23 protein-coding genes and 1 pseudogene are annotated in these 20,409 nt (G+C 32.5%); 9 read left to right on the forward strand and 15 right to left on the reverse strand.

Annotation, left to right across the window (positions count from 1 at the left end):
* Window positions 1-126 precede the first annotated feature (126 nt).
* From KA856_RS11845 to nagB, 7 genes and pseudogenes are all read right to left on the reverse strand, one after another.
* Entirely contained in the window at window positions 127-390 is a 264-nt protein-coding gene (locus KA856_RS11845; protein WP_210138724.1) for a hypothetical protein, read from the reverse strand.
* Window position 391: 1 nt separating this feature from the next.
* Window positions 392-754 carry a hypothetical protein gene (locus KA856_RS11850; RefSeq protein ID WP_210138725.1) on the reverse strand — a complete coding sequence of 121 codons (363 nt, stop codon included), beginning with the start codon at window positions 752-754 and terminating at the stop codon, window positions 392-394.
* Window positions 726-1,857, reverse strand: a pseudogene (locus tag KA856_RS11855) (thiolase family protein). Before KA856_RS11855 ends, KA856_RS11850 begins: the two are co-directional and overlap by 29 nt.
* Complete coding sequence (locus KA856_RS11860) at window positions 1,858-3,213, reverse strand: AMP-binding protein (RefSeq protein WP_210138726.1); 1,356 nt, start codon at window positions 3,211-3,213, stop codon at window positions 1,858-1,860.
* Window positions 3,214-3,838: 625 nt separating this feature from the next.
* Window positions 3,839-4,387, reverse strand: a complete 549-nt coding sequence (gene hxlB / locus KA856_RS11865) for a 6-phospho-3-hexuloisomerase (protein WP_107386570.1) — start codon at window positions 4,385-4,387, stop codon at window positions 3,839-3,841.
* 1 nt (window position 4,388) lies between these two features.
* Window positions 4,389-5,021, reverse strand: coding sequence for a 3-hexulose-6-phosphate synthase (gene hxlA / locus KA856_RS11870; RefSeq protein ID WP_107386569.1), 633 nt, complete (start codon window positions 5,019-5,021; stop codon window positions 4,389-4,391).
* A 115-nt stretch (window positions 5,022-5,136) separates the two neighbouring features.
* On the reverse strand, window positions 5,137-5,865 hold the full coding sequence (nagB, locus tag KA856_RS11875) for a glucosamine-6-phosphate deaminase (protein ID WP_210138727.1): 729 nt from the start codon (window positions 5,863-5,865) through the stop codon (window positions 5,137-5,139).
* Window positions 5,866-6,223: 358 nt separating this feature from the next.
* Between nagB and KA856_RS11880 the strand changes: the two genes are divergently transcribed.
* From KA856_RS11880 to KA856_RS11900, 5 genes are all read left to right on the forward strand, one after another.
* Window positions 6,224-6,583: a YojF family protein gene (locus tag KA856_RS11880; RefSeq protein WP_107386567.1), complete on the forward strand. Its 360-nt coding sequence runs from the start codon at window positions 6,224-6,226 to the stop codon at window positions 6,581-6,583.
* A 12-nt stretch (window positions 6,584-6,595) separates the two neighbouring features.
* Entirely contained in the window at window positions 6,596-7,261 is a 666-nt protein-coding gene (gene bshB2 / locus KA856_RS11885) for a bacillithiol biosynthesis deacetylase BshB2 (protein WP_210138728.1), read from the forward strand.
* 14 nt (window positions 7,262-7,275) lie between these two features.
* Complete coding sequence (gene folE2, locus KA856_RS11890; protein WP_107386566.1) at window positions 7,276-8,154, forward strand: GTP cyclohydrolase FolE2; 879 nt, start codon at window positions 7,276-7,278, stop codon at window positions 8,152-8,154.
* Window positions 8,155-8,537: 383 nt separating this feature from the next.
* On the forward strand, window positions 8,538-9,353 hold the full coding sequence (locus tag KA856_RS11895) for a helix-turn-helix transcriptional regulator (protein WP_210138729.1): 816 nt from the start codon (window positions 8,538-8,540) through the stop codon (window positions 9,351-9,353).
* Between the two features lie 29 nt (window positions 9,354-9,382).
* Window positions 9,383-9,721, forward strand: coding sequence for a transcriptional regulator, SarA/Rot family (locus KA856_RS11900; RefSeq protein ID WP_210138730.1), 339 nt, complete (start codon window positions 9,383-9,385; stop codon window positions 9,719-9,721).
* 136 nt (window positions 9,722-9,857) lie between these two features.
* Here KA856_RS11900 and KA856_RS11905 read toward each other — a convergent pair whose 3' ends face one another.
* The 3 genes from KA856_RS11905 to tadA form a co-directional block, all read right to left on the reverse strand.
* Complete coding sequence (locus tag KA856_RS11905; protein WP_210138731.1) at window positions 9,858-10,424, reverse strand: NADPH-dependent FMN reductase; 567 nt, start codon at window positions 10,422-10,424, stop codon at window positions 9,858-9,860.
* A gap of 18 nt (window positions 10,425-10,442) precedes the next feature.
* The gene (locus KA856_RS11910; RefSeq protein WP_107384015.1) at window positions 10,443-11,315 is read right to left on the reverse strand and encodes a Cof-type HAD-IIB family hydrolase; all 873 of its coding nucleotides are present in this window, start codon (window positions 11,313-11,315) and stop codon (window positions 10,443-10,445) included.
* A gap of 80 nt (window positions 11,316-11,395) precedes the next feature.
* On the reverse strand, window positions 11,396-11,905 hold the full coding sequence (tadA, locus tag KA856_RS11915) for a tRNA adenosine(34) deaminase TadA (RefSeq protein WP_107385813.1): 510 nt from the start codon (window positions 11,903-11,905) through the stop codon (window positions 11,396-11,398).
* 64 nt (window positions 11,906-11,969) lie between these two features.
* Here tadA and KA856_RS11920 point away from each other — a divergent pair, with 64 nt between their 5' ends.
* Both KA856_RS11920 and KA856_RS11925 read left to right on the forward strand, forming a co-directional pair.
* Window positions 11,970-12,587: a deoxynucleoside kinase gene (locus KA856_RS11920; RefSeq protein WP_107385814.1), complete on the forward strand. Its 618-nt coding sequence runs from the start codon at window positions 11,970-11,972 to the stop codon at window positions 12,585-12,587.
* Window positions 12,580-13,242, forward strand: coding sequence for a deoxynucleoside kinase (locus tag KA856_RS11925; RefSeq protein ID WP_107384018.1), 663 nt, complete (start codon window positions 12,580-12,582; stop codon window positions 13,240-13,242). Before KA856_RS11920 ends, KA856_RS11925 begins: the two co-directional genes overlap by 8 nt.
* Window positions 13,243-13,506: 264 nt before the next feature.
* Here KA856_RS11925 and KA856_RS11930 read toward each other — a convergent pair whose 3' ends face one another.
* Window positions 13,507-13,896, reverse strand: coding sequence for a hypothetical protein (locus KA856_RS11930; RefSeq protein ID WP_107385815.1), 390 nt, complete (start codon window positions 13,894-13,896; stop codon window positions 13,507-13,509).
* A gap of 217 nt (window positions 13,897-14,113) precedes the next feature.
* Entirely contained in the window at window positions 14,114-14,800 is a 687-nt protein-coding gene (locus KA856_RS11935; protein WP_210138732.1) for an HAD family hydrolase, read from the reverse strand.
* Window positions 14,801-14,965: 165 nt separating this feature from the next.
* Here KA856_RS11935 and KA856_RS11940 point away from each other — a divergent pair, with 165 nt between their 5' ends.
* Window positions 14,966-15,481, forward strand: a complete 516-nt coding sequence (locus tag KA856_RS11940) for a cupin domain-containing protein (protein ID WP_308811666.1) — start codon at window positions 14,966-14,968, stop codon at window positions 15,479-15,481.
* Window positions 15,482-15,617: 136 nt separating this feature from the next.
* Here the strand turns inward: KA856_RS11940 and KA856_RS11945 are convergent, their stop codons facing one another.
* Both KA856_RS11945 and KA856_RS11950 read right to left on the reverse strand, forming a co-directional pair.
* A complete protein-coding gene (locus KA856_RS11945; RefSeq protein WP_107384022.1) occupies window positions 15,618-16,694 on the reverse strand; it encodes a branched-chain amino acid aminotransferase in 1,077 nt (358 codons plus the stop codon).
* Between the two features lie 548 nt (window positions 16,695-17,242).
* Window positions 17,243-18,199, reverse strand: coding sequence for an NAD-dependent epimerase/dehydratase family protein (locus KA856_RS11950; protein WP_107385818.1), 957 nt, complete (start codon window positions 18,197-18,199; stop codon window positions 17,243-17,245).
* A 406-nt stretch (window positions 18,200-18,605) separates the two neighbouring features.
* Here KA856_RS11950 and fusF point away from each other — a divergent pair, with 406 nt between their 5' ends.
* A complete protein-coding gene (gene fusF, locus KA856_RS11955) occupies window positions 18,606-19,250 on the forward strand; it encodes a fusidic acid resistance EF-G-binding protein FusF (RefSeq protein WP_210138733.1) in 645 nt (214 codons plus the stop codon).
* Window positions 19,251-19,441: 191 nt separating this feature from the next.
* On the opposite strand, the gene KA856_RS11960 is transcribed toward fusF, so the two are convergent.
* Complete coding sequence (locus tag KA856_RS11960) at window positions 19,442-20,332, reverse strand: LysR family transcriptional regulator (protein WP_210138734.1); 891 nt, start codon at window positions 20,330-20,332, stop codon at window positions 19,442-19,444.
* Window positions 20,333-20,409: the final 77 nt, after the last annotated feature.

Genomic DNA, 20,409 nt, shown 5'->3' on the forward strand with positions numbered 1-20,409 from the left:
TTCAAATTTTTTAATTTTCGTTTTTTAATTTTTATACAAAAAATGTATTTAATTTTAAATATGAAGAAACTCATTTTTCTTTTAAATTCATTATCTAATTACGGACAATTTTCATTGATTACCAACCTATTTTTTCAAAATAGTAACTTTAACTTTATTGTGATTATTTTTCACAACTAATTTATGTTTACTTTCAAGATCAAATTGAAGAAATTCATATATATCAACTGGTTCAACATAATTAATTTTATAACTTTTCCAATTCAATTCATTGTATATCAATGCAAGTTGCACAATCATTTGTCCCGGTACAATCTGACGATGCAAAGGATTTTCATCTTTGACAAGACGCAAATATTGCTCTAAATCGTTGGGTAATATCTGTATCATTTTACACCTTCTCTAAAAACGTTTGCATAATATATATACAATTAGTCCTATTTTTATTTATTTTCATTTCAAAGCTATATTTAATAAATTGACGAATTTTTTTCTTTTCAATCAATGTCAATTGTACTTGATATATAACATCAATTTTTAATGGATGATATTGTTCAATTTCTGTTGACTTTAATAGTAAATTACTAGAAATAAAAGGTTTGAACAATTCAAATTCAGGCCATAGACTCGCACAATAAAGCGGAGAAACATCAGTGCTATTCGATCGTTCAAACAATTGATTATAAGCTTCTACATCTTTTTTATGGAATACCATTTCTTGTTGTTCATGTCCATCTTTCAAATAATGTGGCATTGCCCATACCTCCTCCAATACCCATGGTTGCGATTGTTCTATACTTATGTTCCATATAAAACAACCTTGTAACAAGTGCAGCACCACTTGCACCATAAGGGTGTCCAGTAGCTATAGCGCCACCGTAAATATTTAATTTCTCTGCTGGTATGTTTAATGCTTGTTGACTTGCTAAAACTTGAGATGCAAATGCTTCATTTAACTCTACAGCATCGACATCATTTAAAGACAGTTGCTGTTTTGCTAATACCAGGCACAGGACCAATGCCAAGTATATTAGGATCTACACCTACGGTTACTTGATCAATGAATGATAATCCACTTTGTATGCCATATGCTTGAGCAACTGATTTTTCCATGACAAGTAGTAATACAGCACCATCATTTTTCATACAACAATTGCCAGCAGTGATGCTTCCATTTGGTAATAATGGCTTTAATCGCCCTAACGTTTGTTGCGTTAATTTAGTTTTAATACTTTCATCTTGTTCAAATATTTCTCCCTTAATCGTCAATGGCGTTATTTCTTGGGTAATATTATGATGTTGATAAGCATCAAGCGTTTTTTGATGGCTGTGCCATGCGAATTCATCTTGGTCAAATCTTGATATACCATATCTTTCAGCAACATTTTCAGCTGCTTGTATCATAGATGGATCTTGGTCATCAGGTGCAAACGAAGCTCTTTCATAAAATTCTGGTAAATGCGTATCATATACAGATTGCGGTCGTTTAATTTTCCACGGTGCTCTACTTGTACTTTCCACACCACCCGCGATATATATTGATCCAGCACCTGCTTGTATCATGCGACAAGCTTGGTTTACAGCTTCTAACCCTGAGCCACATTGACGATCAATCGTCACACCTGGCACTTGTTGATTAAATCCAGCTTCTAAAAGTGCTTTACGTGCAATATTACCACCATTTCCTACAACATTACCTAAAATTACGTCATCTATATTACTAACTATTGCTGCATAGTTATGTTTAAAATAATTGAATAATGGTTGTAATAATAATTCAGGTTCTAAATGGCGTAATTTCCCACCATATTTACCAAATGCAGTTCGTTTTGCTGCTACAATTACCGCTTCATTCATTTATAATTCTCCTTTTAAATAGCATTGCTTCATACGTTCTCGCGCAATTTTTCCACTCGAGGTATAGATCATATGTTTTACTTTAACTAATTTCGATGGTATTTGGTAACGCGCTACATGATGTTTCATTATCGTTCTAAAATAGTTATAACTAACTATACGATCACTTGTATAAAGTAATATGGCAATTTCTCCAAATCTAGAATGTTTTTCACTGATAACGACTACTTCATTGAATAAATCAATATATTTTGCATTCTGTTCAATTTCGAAAGGATAAACATTACGTCCACCAATAATCATGCGGTCATGTTTTCTACCATGTAAAAATAAATGTCCCTGCGCATCACATGAAGCAAAATCCCCTGTTTCAATCCACCTATCCTTGCAGATATCTTCGACATAACCACTAAATGACATATCACTTCGTATTTTTAATAAACCTATCCCTGATTCGTCTGACTGTTCAATATTTACGTGCACGTTGTGAAACAATTTACCAACAGATTCTGGTGGCGCACTATTATTGAAGTTATAACTAATAAAGCTAGCCTCTGACGTCCCGAAGAATTCAATCAAATCACTTTCGGGAAAACATTGTTGAATACGTTGACGAACGTGTAAGGCAAGTTTATCTCCAGTACTTAAAATATAATGCTTTCCTTCTATTAAAATTCGAGTTGAAACGCATGCTTGTATCATTGTTGGCACCATAAAGCACGCTGTGTTTACTTTATGGTGTTGGATTGTTTGCATTAACCGCTTTGCTTCAAAATATTGCTGTCCTATAAATGTTCTACCTGTATACAAAGCATAAATGCATGCATATAATGACAAAGAATGTGACATCGGACCTGGAGCAACGATTGTATTTATGGTCCTGTCAAATAATTGATCATTTTTTGAAAAAGACTTAATCCAAGATAATGCACCTCTATAATATGCTTTAGGTAACCCTGTTGTTCCAGATGTAAAAGCGATATGCAGCAAATCCCCATCGTTCTTGAATTTATCCTTTTTGACCACATTATGTATACTTAAATCATCTTCTTCTATTAGATATTGAACACCATATTTTTCGACTAATTTAAAGGTTTGCGCGCTCGACCATCTATCATCGAAAATACACGGTACACATTCATTTTTTAACAATGCTAAATATAAAATCATTATCTTTTGTGGATGTCGTGTTACCACTCCTACAAAACTATGTTTAGGTATATTGGAAAACAAGCCGCTTTTAATGTTCAATTCTTTGATTAATTCACTATAAGTTAAATCTTGTTTATCAAAGCTCAAAGCAACTAGATGCGGTTGTTGTTTTGCGTGATTTTCTATTTCTTCTAAAATTTTCAAATTCCAGCCCCCTTTGTTAACTTTTATACAAAATATATTAACATTTAAAGTATAAAATAATGTAATGAAAACATTTGGTTTCTAATACCATAAACATCCCATGTTTTTAACTTAAATTGAGCAATTTTGAATTCCAATTCCTAAAAAAACAAAAAAATGAGCGATTCGTGGTAAATCGTCCCATTTTTAATATGATTTAATATATTTATTATTAAACAAATTTGTATACTGAATATTTTTATTTCGATTAATAATATCGTTAGTATTTACATTGATATACTTTAAATTTCATCACTATTGATACAAAATTTTAGTATAAATTCACTTTTCATAAGAATCCAGCAGTATTTATTCCACTTAAACCACTACTTCATTCCATTAAAACTTATCATCTATTCGACAAACGGACATAAATTTCTTACAATAGTCAGAAATTTACAAGTGAGCAACAACAACTCGAATTTTGTAAATCATACGCCCTGATAAACATGCACGGTTAAAATCACAAAATTTCAACCGTAAAAAAGAGAGCTAATCCATTTGGAATTAGCTCTCTTTTTATGAGAATGAGATGCATTTTTTAACATATAACATACTCAACGACTATATATTTTATTGTAATACACTATTCTAAATTAGCATGATTACTTTGCATCGTTTCTTCATCGACTTTAAGTTCGTTCATTAAATCTAATACTAGACTATCTAAAAAGACTTGCGCTGCTTGTTCAAACAAACTACCTAAAGGTTGTGCGGATCCTTCTGCATCATATTTTGTACCTGCAGGAAGTTCTATAACCGTATTAGCCAATGCACCAATTGCCGAATTCGGATTCGTTGATAATAACACGACTTCTGCATCGACAGATTTTGCTTTTTCAACTAATAATCTCAAATGTTCCGTTGAACCTGAACCTGAAATGACAATAAATAAATCATCTTCAGTAATTGAAGGTGTTGTTGATTCACCAACAACATAAGCAAATTTTCCAAGTTGATTTAAACGCATAGCAAAACTATTTGCTACAAATCCAGAACGTCCTTTACCCGCTACAAAAACGTGATTTGCTTTAGTCACTTGTGATAAAAAAGCTTGTGTTTCACTATCTTTAACATGAGATAACGTATGATCTAACTCGTCTAAAATCAAACGATAATTTGTAATTTCACTCATCTTATCTACCTTCAATCGCGTCTCTACATTGTTTTGCTGCTTCAACTGGATCATCCGCGTTAGCAATACCACCGCCAACTACAACTAAATCAGGTTCCTCAGCTACGACTTCTTTAATTGTATCTGGTTTAATACCACCAATTACAGCAACTTTAGATTGGTTAATTACTGATTTAACTTGTCTTAAACTTTCTAATGGAGATTCACCTTCTGCTTGTAAATCATAACCAGTATGAACAGCGATATAATCTGCACCTAATTCGTCTAATTCTTTAGCACGTTTTTGTAAGTCTTGTACTGCAATCATATCTACAAGTAATTCTTTATTATTTTTATGTGCTTCGTCTACTGCAGCTTTAATAGAAGCATCTTCTGCGACACCTAAAATTGTTACTACATCTGCACCAAATTTAACAGCTTGGCTTACTTCATAATCTGCTGCATCCATAATTTTTAAATCTGCAAGTACTTTCACACCATCTATATTATTATCTAAATGTTGTACAGCCGGTAAACCTTCATTTATCACAATAGGTGTACCAATCTCTACAATATCAACATAGTCTTTAACTTTATTTGCAAGTTCTGCCGCTTCCTCTTTATTTAATAAATCAATTGCTAGTTGTAATTCCAAAATGATCATCCCTTCTTGATTTAATGATAGGCATGGAAATCATGACCTAACTTACTTTATTTAAAAACTTACGCATAAACTATTTACCCTTACAATGATGATTTAAACTGAGAGATTATAAGTGTGGTGCTGCAGCGTCATCAACGTAAATTTCGACATCTGGATGTGCGAGCAATATCGTAGCTGGCACTTGTTTATTTACTTCATGCTTAGCTAATTGTTCAATTGCCGTTCTCTTTTTCTCTCCAAATGCTAACAAAATGATTCTTTTCGCCTTTAAAATTGAAGCCAAGCCCATAGACACAGCTTGTTTAGGTACTTCACTTTCATTATCAAAATAACGACTATTGGCATTGATTGTACTAGCTGTTAAATCTACAACTTGAGTTGTGCTATTCATATCAGTACCTGGCTCATTAAAGCCGATATGACCATTTTCACCTATACCTAATATTTGTATATCCAGTGGCCCTTTTTGATTGATTAAATCTTCGTATCTTTTTGTTTCTGCCATTAAGTCATCTGCAGCTCCATCTGGAATGTGTATTAAAGATTTCGTGAAATGTGGATAACGATTAAATAGAATATCATTCATATATCGATGATAACTTTGTTCATGTGTCGCTGATAAGCCGACATATTCATCCAAGTTAAATGTTTCTATTTCAGATACATCTAGTTGATTCTTTTGCAGTAAACTAACTAGAAATTCATAAACTTCGACCATTGTCCCACCAGTAGCTAGCCCTAACTTACTATGTGGTTGTTGACTCATTTGTTTAAACAATTCACATGCAACATAAAATGAAGCATATTCACTAGAACCTAAATTTGTAATTTTCATATTATTGCCCTCCCCAATATGTTGAATTTGTTATTTGTTATAAAAAAAAATTGATGATACTTCTATTATACGTTCTTTTGATATTTTTTACAGAAAATAGATATTTAATAAATTGCAAATATTATATAAAATGACTAAAGGTGTAATGAGCAGACTAATACATTTTCATCGCTGTTTTTAGTAAAATAAATAGATAATCAAATTTTATGTATAAATCTAAGTTGAAATTCACTTTTCAGGTAGAAAATGTTTCAAAGTCAGTTTACACTAAAGATTAGACTAATTATTTTTATTAACACTTGTATAGTACAATTTATTTCATAAAAGTATAGGGTTTTGGAATCAAGGAGGCAAAAGTTTGGAACCAATAATAGATGAAAAAGTACAAACATTACTTTCTTCATATGAAGATAAACCCGTGTATTTACATGTAGAGACAACGAATGGTGCATATGCTGCACATTTTGATCAACGTGTATTTAACGCGGGCACTTTTTTAAGAAATATTCAAGTCACTTTTGAGCATGCACAGCTTAAAGGTGGCAATAAAGATCCATATCGCGTAGGTTTGAAACTCAAAGATGGCGGTTGGGTCTATGTTCAAGGTTTAACACACTACGAAATAAATGAACATGGTGAGTTTCTATTAGCTGGTTTTAATTATGAAGGTCAATTAGCAGCTGCTTTAGAAATAAGCACTCAATCATTTAAAGCATAAGGAGGATAAATCATGACAGAGGAAAGCCATGTATTAGTTATATTTCCACATCCAGATGATGAATCATTCTCATCTGCAGGTACATTGGCGCGTTTTATAGATAATGGTGTACCAGTCACATACGCTTGTTTAACATTAGGTCAAATGGGACGTAATTTAGGCAATCCACCATTTGCCACTCGTGAATCTTTGCCGGACATTCGTGAAAAAGAATTAGAAGCTGCGATGGCAGCCATTGGTATAACTGATTTGCGCAAAATGGGCTTGCGTGATAAAACTGTAGAATTTGAACCTCACGACGAAATGGATGAGATGGTGCAATCATTAATTGATGAATTAAACCCATCCGTCATCATATCGTTCTATCCTCAATTTGCAGTACACCCAGACCATGAAGCTACAGCAGAAGCAGTTGTGAGAACTGTAGGACGCTTGAAACCATCAGAAAGACCCCGTCTACAACTTGTTGCATTTAGCAATGACGCGCCTGAAAAATTAGGTGAACCTGACATTCTAAATGAGATCAGTGATTATAAAGAGGTAAAACTTCGCGCTTTTGAAGCACACGCATCTCAAACGGGACCATTCTTGAAACAACTTGCTACACCTGATGTTTCTGGAGAAGCGCAAAGCTTTTTAGAAGTTGAACCTTATTGGACTTATAACTTTGAATCTTAAGTGGAGGCAATATCATGACAGAATTTGATTTATCAACTCGAGAAGGTCGATGGAAGCATTTTGGTTCAGTTGATCCAATCGAAGGTACAAAACCAACCGTTAAAGAAGAAATGACAGATTTGCAAAGCACGAATAAAAACTACTTATTTGAAATTGAAGAAGTAGGCATTAAAAATCTTGTATACCCTGTATTAGTAGATCGTTTCCAAACAGCTGGAAATTTCAGTTTTTCAACTAGCCTTAATCAAGATGAAAAAGGTATAAACATGAGCCGCATTCTAGAAAGTGTTGAAAAACACTACGATAATGGCATTGAATTAGATTTTGATTCTTTATATCGACTTTTGCGTAGCTTACAAGAGCGCATGGAACAAAATGCTGCTGGTGTTGATGTTTCAGCTAAATGGTTCTTTGACCGTCACAGTCCAATCACGAATATTAAAGCAGTAGGTCACGCAGATGTGACATACGGTATGGCGATAGACAAAGAAAGCATTACACGCAAAGAAATTACACTACAAGCTGCAGTTACAACATTGTGCCCTTGTTCAAAGGAAATTAGTGAGTATTCGGCACATAACCAGCGCGGTATTATTACAGTTAAAGCTATTTTGAACAACGAAGCTATTTTAACAGACGATTACAAAGAAAAAATCTTAGATGCAATGGAAGCCAATGCAAGTTCTATACTTTATCCTATATTAAAACGACCAGATGAAAAAAGTGTCACGGAACGCGCTTATGAAAATCCGAGGTTTGTTGAAGATTTGATTCGCCTTATCGCAGCAGATTTAGTTGATTTTGATTGGATTGAAGGCTTTGATATTGAATGCAGAAACGAAGAATCTATTCACCAACATGATGCTTTTGCAAAAATAAAATATAGAAAATAGCACGCATAGCTACAAATCAATATAGCAAGTCATCAAAAATTAGGCTACTGAATTTCTAAATGATAATAGAAGTTTAGCAGCCTATTATTTTTGATTCTAACTTTGTTTTATTTTCAAAAAATTTTCCCAACAATTAAACTTTCTATAGTTACTAAATAATGTTATTTTTCTCCAAATTCATTACTTAAATTTGTAATAGTAAAATTTTAATGGTTCATTTAAAAATACCACCACTAAATATCCCCATCTGCAACTAATTATAAAATAATGTATATTAACTGTTAAATTTTATTAATGTTCTATATACAATTTTCATATTAAAATAATGACAGTAGTAGTTTATAATTAATTTTTATTTTGATGTAAGTGGTGAAATCAATAAAATGGATTATACTTTAAAAACATATCATGCGAAGCATGTCCCTATAAGTCAATTAAGCAGACCACATTTTCTGCATGTTTTTTTAATAACACAAGGAAAATTTATGGTTTTGAAAAACACTACTTTCCACCATTTTAAAGTAGGTGACGTATTTCATGTCCATGACTATGAATCCATTACACAAATCTCTTTTAACGGTAGTTTAATTTGTCTTTCACTAAATAATTTTTACTATTATCAATACTTTCAGAAACTAAATTTTGACGCTATTGAACATATATCGATTAAAAAAGAGAGACGCGTCCAATTTTTAGATATAGTTGATGCGATTCAACATCAATCTATAAGTAACTTAAACGAAGCCATTAAGCATTTGATTAAAAATATTCAATATTCTGAGTATCATAACTCGCAAAGTTCCGAAATACAATGCAGTTATAAAACAGCTTTAATTAAAGATGTGGTTCAATATGTAAACACACATTTAACTACTAAAATAACTTGCAAACAAATCGCTAATTATTTTTTTGTAAATAATAGCTTTCTATCAAGAGAATTTTCAACATTGATGAACTGTAAATTATCTCAATATATTACGTCATCTAAAATTCATGCTTCCGTATGCGATTTGCTTAACGGTGATCATTTAAATATCGTACAACAACGTTACGGTTTTCGTACTCAAAATGAATATTGCTATCTTTTCAACAATGTTATTGGTTGCCATCCTTCCGATATTCACCCCCATACAAAAAGTCGGTCAGAAATTCAACATTTAAAATTCGATTTTTATCAACAATTTCAATCTAACGCATAAAAGTAAAATATTAAAAGTGTGGTGACAACATGAATACTATTATTTATGAAGAAAAAAGAGTATTGATTAATAAAGTGGTGAAACAAAACTTGAATCTTACTATTTCCGAAGTAATCATTTTGGATAAATTACTCTATCTCAATAAAAATAAAATAAATGCTATTGAATTGAAAAAGTTATTACAAGTCCAAAATTCACCTGTTTCATCACAAATCAATCATTTTATCGAACTTAATCTTTTAAAAAAGTCTCGAGATCAAACTGATGAAAGATGTATTTATTTGCATGATATCAAGTTAGCAGAAATTAAACAGCTGATTGAACAGTATCATTTAATTGTTGATTCAATACTTCACAGTAGTGCTTAATTCATTACCAACAACATAAGAGCGCATATAAAATCAAACGTTAATTTGATTTTATATGCGCTCCAAAAACCTTTAGATTATGTACATCGTAAGATACAACTTCTATTGTAATCTTTTAATCAAAAATAACTTCACATTATTTCAAATGTTCATACGGACTATTTTTTACAAACGAAATAATTTGATCTACAAATAATCTCGAACGTAATTGAAACTCCTCATTATCCAAATAATAAGTACCACCATCCAATTTATTATAATCTGTATCATGTGTCGCAATCTGCGTTGGTACTGCGATACCGAGTAATGAACGTACAATCAAACGTAAATGAGACAATGGTTCAGAACTTACAATACCACCACTGTTGCCGATTAACCCCACTGGTTTCATTTTAAAATCATCCATCGTTAAATGATCTAATGCATTTTTTAAAATACCGGAATATGAACCATGGTAGTTTGGTGTTCCTAATACAAAGAAATCTGCATTTCGCGCTTTAGTTTGTAATAATGTTAAATTATTTTTATATACTTCACTTGGCGAAGATACGCCAGAAACATCCAATTGATGAATTGGATGTTCTGCTAAATCAAAGATTTCTACCTCAAAATATTGGTCTTCAAAATGACCTTTTAAATAATGGGCTAAGGCATTTGTATGCGAGCCCATTTTAGCACTCCCTATTATGATTAATCCTTTCATCTACACTTTCACCTCATGCTATGATTTGTTATTTTCTCTAAGTAGTTTCATTATCGCTTTACCCACACCGCTTTGTTCATTAGAATCTGTTTCATATTTTGCGATTGCTTTAACTTCTGGTGCCGCATTTTCCATAGCGACTGAATAGCCAACGCGTTCCAACATTGAAACATCATTCATATTATCACCGATTGCCATAACATTTTTCATATCAATATTTAGGCGCTCTGCAATCGTGTTTAAAGCAATACCTTTTTGTGCATCTGAATGCGTAATTTCTATATTTCCGCGTGATGAAGAAGAAACTGCCAAACTTTCTGATTTTGCTAATGTTTCACTAACTCGATCAATTTTTTCTAAATCACTATCAAAAGCTAATATTTTCATTACAATTTCACCAGGTGTATCTTGAATTTTGTCATAATTATCAACTACTTTTAACGTACCGTTATCAATACGTTTTTGAATACCACTTTTTATTTTTTCCACATCTGCTTCTTGTCCAGCACGTTGCGCAATATCAATATAAATCTCTAAGTCCCGTAATGGATTTTCAGTATAGATGCCTAAGTTCGTATACACTTGATAGAAAATATTTTCTTTATTTAATTCTTCTGTAATTCGATTTATGAGTTCTCTATTTAAATTTGAAGTGCTCATAATATTAAATGATTCATCTCTTACTTCTGCACCGTTCAAACAAATATATGGCACTTTTAAATCTGTTTGGTTGATTGGTGCATTCGCCTCATAAAATGCACGTCCTGTAGCAATTACTACTGTGATGCCTTGTGATTGTGCATATTTGATAGCTTGGATATTGTCTTCTGATATTTCATGTGCAGCGTTCAATAACGTACCATCCATATCTGTTGCAATTAAATTTATCATTGGCTTACCTCGTTTCTACTTTATCTCAATAACACCTATTTAATGACACATTTATCATTCGCCATAATTTTGTAACACATTCATATTTTACCAAAAGTTTCACTATTTGTATTATCCTCTGTTCGTATGATTTTCTTCTTTTGTCTAATGTCTTTAAAAAATGTCTTCAATAAATGGCTACATTCCTCTGCTAATACGCCTGTAGTAACTTTTGCGCGATGGTTAAATCTCGATTCTTGCAAGAGATTCATCAAGCTACCTGCACAACCACCTTTTAAGTCTTGTGCCCCATAAATCACTTCGGGAATACGACTCATGACGATTGCGCCGGAACACATCACACAAGGCTCTAAAGTAACATAAAGTTTGCAGGATGCTAACCTCCAACTATTAAGCTGTTTGGCAGCCTTTTGAATCGCAATATGTTCAGCGTGTGCAGTAGGATCTTGGGTGGATTCTCGTAAATTGTGTGCCCGTGAAATGACTTCATTATCTTTCACGACAATGGCGCCTATTGGTACTTCTCCAATAGCACCAGCTTTTCGTGCTTCTTCTAGCGCAATTTCCATATAAAATTGGTCAGTATACATGTGTCTATCACCTCACATATGGTACAATATTTATTGTCTATTTTAACATTGGAGCGGTAAAAACATGAAAAAACAATTTATTGCTGTTGAAGGACCGATTGGTGTCGGTAAATCTTCACTAGCACATAAGCTTAGTCAAACTTTTAATTATTATGAAGAAAAAGAAATTGTAAATGAAAATCCTTTTTTATCCGATTTTTATGAAGACATTTCCAAATGGAGTTTCCAAACAGAAATGTTCTTTTTATGTAATCGTTACAAACAATTTCAAGATCTTGAAGCAATTCATACGGGCATCGTAAGTGATTACCATATTTATAAAAATAAAATATTTGCAAATAATACTTTAACACCTTCTGAATTCGATAAATTTTCTAGAATTTACGATATTTTAACTGAAGATTTGGAAATGCCAAATGTGATTATCTTTCTAGATGCAGATTTAGAAATATTGAAAAAGCGCATCGCATTACGCAATCGTAGCTTCGAACATCAGATAGAAGACGACTACTTACTTAATTTAAAACGTGATTATAATGCATATTATCGTTCATTAAAAGCAGATGGTGAAAGTGTGATTCGAATAGATACGACTGATTTAGATTTCATGAAGCAAGAAAATGATTATAATTATATTTTAAATTTAGTGCAACCATTGATTGGAGGAAAAGATGATGAATAAATACGGTATCCCTCAAGATGCTGTGATAACAATCGCTGGTACAGTCGGCGTTGGAAAATCAACATTAACGAAAGCTTTAGCACAAAGATTAAATTTCAAAACTTCTTTTGAAAATGTAGATCACAATCCTTATTTGGATAAGTTTTATAATGATTTTGAACGATGGAGCTTTCATTTGCAAATATATTTTTTAGCTGAGCGTTTCAAAGAACAAAAGCGTATGTTTGAATACGGTGGTGGTTTTATCCAAGACCGCTCAATATACGAAGATGTTGATATTTTTGCTAAGATGCATGAAGAACAAGGCACAATGAGTCCAGAAGATTTCAACACATATTCTGAACTATTTAATGCTATGGTCATGACACCTTACTTCCCAAAACCAGATGTACTTATTTATTTAGAATGTGATTATGATGAAGTGATTGATCGTATCAAACAACGTGGTCGCCAAATGGAAATTGAAACAGATCCAGAATATTGGCAAAAATTATTCAAACGTTATGAAGACTGGATTAGTGAATTCAATGCGTGTCCAGTTGTAAGGGTGAACATTAATGAATATGATTTACATGCAGATCCAGAATCCTTAAACCCTGTCATTGATAAAATCCGTCACATCATTGAAACTTATCGCAATGTAGATCAACGATAATATTTTCACTGTTTGAAAGTATTTAAAAAACAAAAATTCGTACGCTATAAAACAGATTTTGTAGCGCACAATAAAGGGTCGGACAACGAAGTCATTTTAAATAAATTCATTCTGTCCCACTTCAACAAGATAACTCATTCACCTGAGTTAAAAGCCCATGCATAAGCCCCACTAACTCAATAAATTGAGAAGTGGAGTCAAGGATTACCTGAGTTGTCGCTCATGCATAAGTCCCACTAACCCAACAAGTTGGGAAGTGGGACTTTATTCAATATGTTTACGATATATAATCTTTTCTATCTCATCTTCATCAACATATTTACTATAATAATATTCATCTGTTTGGTCGAGATCAAATGTACTTGCTTTATCTTCATCTTCAGTTCCAATATACAATTGACCCTCTACGTCTTGATATAAATCAAAAATAGCACCACTATATCTCGCTTCTTGATATAATTCATAAAGTTCATCAACATCGTCTCTAGCTACATTTTTATAATATAACGTATGCGCAGCGTGGCGATATGTTTGTGCTTCAAAACCATGTTCTGTAGCTCGTTCATCTTCAGTGACTAACAATACCTCATTACTTACAATTTCTACCACTTTATATGTTTCCCCACGATAAGTTGCATATCTTCCATCAATCATTCAATCACCCCATATACGTTTTATACAAAAAGAGGCTGAGACATAATGGATTCGTACCAACCTCATTTCATATTGTCAGTAGATGACTGAACTGAAAATGCGCTTTAAATCAAGTTTTTTTCAATTCTAGTCATCCTTGCTAGGGTTGGACGACAAAATCTATTTAATATAATTAGATTTCTGTCCCACTCCCATATTTTGTGCATCATTTCTATTATTATAATATATCGACGACACTATTTGCAGTTTCAAAAATATAATCCGCTTGAGCAAAAGATTCTTTTAAGCCAACACCAGTTAAAACTGCAACTTTCAACCCTAATTTAGCATTGATGCCAGTTTGGATATCATTCGCAGTATCCCCTATAATCGCTACATTTTCAGGTTCTACATTATATCTATAAAAAAGCGGATTCAACACTTCAGGATTTGGTTTTTCAACGGCATCCGCTTCAGTAGAAATTACAATATCGAAGTAATGGTCGAATTGTGTGTATTCCAAAAATTGCTCTACCCCTTTTTTAGAATCACTTGTCACAATACCTAATTTGTAACCACTTTGTTTCAGCGTATCTAGTGTTTCGCTGATGCCTTCAACTAAAACATTTTCTGGCACCCTATTATCAACAAGTGTTTGACTTCTTTGTTGAGCCCAATTTGTTACATCTTGATTTGCAATTTTACAAAATGCCTCAATCATTTCATCTAATGCTCCTGACGCCATGATCGTACCTGGTTGAATTTCGCCATCTATGATACCTAAATACGCGTAACTTCCATCTATATCAGCAATCGAATCCTTATATGTTTCCATAAAGTCATCAACGAGTTGCAACCCTATTTTCATCCAACTGCGATCAAAATATATGATTGTGCCGTCTTTATCAAATAATATCCATTCCATGTTTTCAACAGCTCCTATGTTAAACAATATGTATCACTCAATTTACTACTTAATTTTAATATAAAAATCGTTCTTAAAACAAATAACTCAACTAACACACTGACTATGCACACCGTTTAAAAAACTAAAATTTAGGTTATGACGTATAGTAATACCACAAAAGAGGTGAATACATTGACGCCTAATCCTAATATTCAAATAGAAACCATTTCTTGCGACAGTGATGATTCGATTCCCAATAACTCCAGATATGCATTACTGCTATATAAAAATGTAATCAAGCCAAAAGAGAGCCCTCTAGATATTTTATCTAAGAACAATTGGTCAAATGCTTGGCGTGGTGGCATATTTCCAACACATCATTATCACAGCAATACACATGAAGTACTTATTGTTGTTTCAGGAAAGGCAACCGTACAACTAGGCGGTGAACTTGGCCCTCATGTAGATATACAACAGGGTGATGTCATTATCATACCAGCTGGTTTTGGCCATAAACTTGTTCATAGTCATCATGATTTTGCAGTAATTGGTGCTTACCCAAATGGTAATGATTATGATTTTTGTACAGGGAAACCTGATGAATGGCCACAAAATTTAGAGAACATCAAAAACATAAGTTTACCTGACACAGATCCAATATATGGCAAGGATGGCCCACTATATAAATATTGGCAATAAGTTGAAACATCGCTGTCTTAATGCTGATGGTTTTCAAACAAAAAAGAAGGAGCAAGACGCTGAAATCTTTGTTAAATTAGATTTCTGACTTGCTCCTTTTATTGTAATAACTATTGTTATCGATTTTTGAAAAAACTTAATATCTTGGTACAACTACTCTCCAGCCGTTCGGATCATCAAGTTTACCACTTTGAATACCAACATAATTATCATATAAATTTTGAGTTACTTCTCCTGTTTCATTATTATTGATAACTATTTCAGTATCGCCGTATTTCAATTGACCAACTGGTGAAATAACCGCTGCTGTTCCAGTACCGAATACTTCAGTTAATGCGCCATTATGGTGTGCTTCAATTAGCTCATCGATAGATACGCGACGTTCTTCTACCTCATAGCCTAGATTTTGCGCTAATTCAATGACTGTTTTTCGTGTAATACCTGGTAAAATACTACCATTTAATTCTGGTGTAACCACTTTGCCATTTTCTACAAAGAAGATATTCATACTGCCGACTTCTTCAACATATTTCTGCTCTACACCATCTAACCATAATACTTGATCATAGCCTTGTGCTGATGCATTTGTTTGTGCTAAAAGGCTAGCTGCATAGTTACCAGCAACTTTTGCATGACCAACACCGCCACGGACAGCACGCACATATTCATCTTCCACATAAATTTTTGTAGGATTTAAAGAGTCCCCGCCGTAATATGAACCTGAAGGTGATAGAATGATTAATAATTTATATGAATATGAAGGTCGTACGCCTAAAATACCTTCAGTAGCAAATACATAGGGTCTTATGTATAATGATTGACCTTCCCCCTCTGGCACCCAATCACGTTCGATATCTACTAATTGTTTTAAACCTTCTAACAAGGTATCTTCATCAACTTTAGGCATATCCAGACGTGCCAAAGAATTGTTAATACGTTTAAAATTTTCAGATGGTCGGAATAAATCTACCTCACCATCATGTTTGTAGGCTTTCAATCCTTCAAATACTGCTTGTCCATAATGTAATGCTTGGGCTGCTGGAGAAAGTTCAATTGGTCCATAAGGCACAATTTTCAAATCATGCCAACCTTGATCAATATCATAATCGAAACTAAGCATATAATCTGTGAAATATTCTCCAAATCCTAAATTACTTGGATCCGGTTTTTCTTTAAGGCTTTCACGCTGTATCAATTTAATTTTTTCTGACATGACTGTTTCCTCCAATGTTCTATTAATAGGTAATACATTAAATTATACCAATCAGAATAGTTTCGTTCAATAATTTTCAAAAAATTTAAAAAATAACAATATCTTTATGTTACGCTAATTAAATTCATTAAATCAAGCTTATCATTATATAAAAAAATAGTACATAAGTGGCTCTGATTAAAATAAAAACATTCATATTTACTGATATAGTTTAGAAATTCACATTTATTTACCACAATTTATTATTAGAAATTAAGCTTAAAATTTTCATTGATCATATGTATTGAACAATGCGAAAAAAAGGTATATTTTTAGGGTTAAAACTTATCAATTGCATTAAATTGCCACAGTGCTACCGTTGACGAAAATAAGAGGAGTGACAGGCTTACGGGTTTGAAATATGTAACTCACATCCTAGACAAACATGTCCAATCAAAATCGTAAAAATTTAAATACAAAAGAACGCTAACCCATAATGGATTAGCGATTTTATTTTGAAAAAGATTATTATGTGTTAGTCACTGCTTCATCAATCATTGCAAAAATAATTATCTGACTTTATCTTTTCTTGAGATTTCTTTAAGCATCACTTCTGTCATTTTAGCCAAATCATATTTAGGGTTAAAGTCCCACTCTGCTCTAGCACAACTAGTGTCGATACTATTTGGCCAACTATCCGCAATTCCTTGTCTGTCTGGGTCAACTTCATAATTTAATTTAAAATCTGGGTAATGTTCTTGAATTGCCGCTTTGACCATTTCTGGTTCAATGCTCATTGCACTCAAATTATACGCATTACGGTTAATTAATTTCACACCGTCTGCTTCCATTAGCTTGATAATTGCATCAACCGCATCTTCCATATACATCATATCCATAAATGTGTCTTTGGCAATATAGCTTGTATACTGTCCTTCACGAACTGCTTTAAAATAGATATCTACTGCATAATCTGTTGTACCGCCACCAGGCTCTTTAATATGTGATATTAATCCAGGGAATCTAACACTTCTTGTATCTACACCAAATTTATCAAAGTAATATTGACATAATAACTCACCAGCAACCTTATTAACACCATACATAGAAGTTGGTCGTTGAATCGTAACTTGTGGTGTGTTTACTTTCGGTGTTGAAGGTCCAAATGCACCAATTGAACTTGGTGTAAAGAACTGTAAATCATATTCTCGAGCTACTTCTAAAGCATTTAAAAGACCACCCATATTTAAATCCCATGCAAATTGTGGATTTTTCTCAGCCGTTGCAGATAATAGTGCAGCCATATGCATTAAAGTATCTGGTTTAAAAGACTCAACGATTTCTGTCATTCTGTTTTTATCTGTAACATCTAAAATTTCAAATGGGCCATCAGCAATCGCTGAACCTGCTTCTGGCTCTCTAATATCTGTAGCAAGTACATTATCGTTTCCATATAACCCTCTACATTTTACTACGAGCTCCGTACCAATTTGACCTAAAGCACCTGTAATCATTATTTTTTTCATAATCAAAAACTCCCTTGTTTATTACAGAAAATGTAATGTATTTTTGTAGCGGACAAACACCTAGTATTTATAAATATTATACTATAAAAGCGCTTTTTTGTATACCACGAGTGTACATAAATCGATTTGTTATATTTTAATGATATTGTAGGCAAAAACTGAATATTGTTAAGTTTTTTATCTCAATTCATGAGAAAACTTTATCATATATTGCTTTTGACATTTCTTTATGAATTTGATATAAAACAAACAAATACATTATGCGGAGATGATGATATGTTGCATAACAATGCTTCATTATTAATACAAAGCAATTACTGTCTATAGTTTGATGCTTTGTTTAAAATTTCTTTTCACAAAGCATCTTTTGCTTTTAAGAATTATAATGTGAAAGGAATTTAAAAAATTGGAAAAACAACTTTATCCATATCAATTTAACTATATCAAAGAACGCATCGCACATTTACTTAATGCTTATAAATCTGTAAATGACTTAAATACAATTACTTCTATAAAAGAAACAACCAAAGAAGACATTTATCAACAGTTTCATCAAACAGACGATACGCTGATTGAAGCTATTGAAAAATTAATGAATATACGCATTTCTAAAGTTCAAGTAGATAAGATATTAGCAACTTTACAAACATATGTCATACCATTTGAACACCCTTCAAAGAAGCAAGTTGAAAAAACTTTTCGTAAAATTAAAAAGCTTAAATCGCCACTTATTAGTGATGAAATTCTTTTGGAAAGTACTTATATTGGATGGAACGATATCGCTTCAAACAGAAAATTCATCATCTATTATGACGAACAAGGATTACTAACTGGGTTTTATGGTGACATTGCTAAGCAAACCGTTAAGGGTTATTGCGCAATTTGTAATAAAGAATCTAATGTCGCTCTATTTATGCGTAAAACTCGTACTTCTAGTGATGGACAATATACCAAAAAAGGTGACTATATTTGTTTTGACAGTATCAAATGTAACCAACAATTGTCAGACATTACACAATTTTATCAATTCGTCGATAAAATACAGTCATAAAATTTATATCTAAACTAACATGTTAACCGTCCTAGGATATCAAGCACAAAATAAGGGGTAATGAGACAGAAATCTAATTTTAATAATAAGATTTCGTCCTCCCACCCCTGTAGCGATGACTAAAATTGAAAAACGTAGCGCTCAAGCTCATGCATATGTCCCACTTCTCAATTTATTGAGTTAGTGGGACTTTATTTTTTTAAATACTCAATAAAAGTACGAATTGTTTGTTCATTAACATGATCAACATTTGTTAAAGCTGTAAAATAAATATAATAATCAAACGGTGAGCCAATGGGTAACATCTCAATTAAACCATTTAATATAAATGGATCATCTTCTAGCATCAAACTCGATACGATACTTACACCCAATCCTTCAGAAACTGTTTTAATCAATACACTTGGGTTATTCGTTCTAAACACAATTTTTAACGGCCCATTCTCATCTTCAAATGCTTTAAAATTATTATGATAAAAATTGCGATCATACAAGACAAAAGGAAACTGTTTAATCGATTCCATTTCAACCATGCTTTTTAAAGACAGTTTAGATTTTTTAGGTACAATTAGTTTAAAATCAGTAGATAAATTTAATGAATGTGGGACAATACGATGACTAAAAGTTTCATTTTCAGTTTTTCCTATAAGCCCGATGTCTATCTCATTATTTTCAATCATTTTTATAATCTCTTGTCTATCACTTTCAAACACTTCTACGTCAATATGCGCATAGTCCTTTTTAAAGTTTGATAAAGCTTTAGGTACAATTTTATTAAATAAAGTTGGTATGGTAGCTATTTTCAATGAACCTTTGATATTACTATGCAATGCTTCTACTTCAGATAATAAACCCGTCTGAGCTTCTAAAATATCTATAATCAAAGGTATAAGTCGTTTTCCAACTTCCGTCGGCAATGTCCCTTTGCGTGAACGATTAAAAATTTTATATCCTAACTCTGACTCTAAATTAGCAATGGACTGACTCATTGCCGATTGGCTAATATGCATAGTTTCTGAAGCATGAACAATAGATTCTAACTCATAAATCTTTTTTACGTACGATAATTGTTCAAAATTCATTATATCCCCCTTACATTAGTAAAGCTTATGTAAACTTAAAAAATTCTAATTATACATTAGTATATATTATCTATTAT

Origin of the sequence: Staphylococcus sp. GDB9P120P (assembly GCF_017893435.1) — a bacterium.
GTDB lineage: Bacteria > Bacillota > Bacilli > Staphylococcales > Staphylococcaceae > Staphylococcus > Staphylococcus cohnii.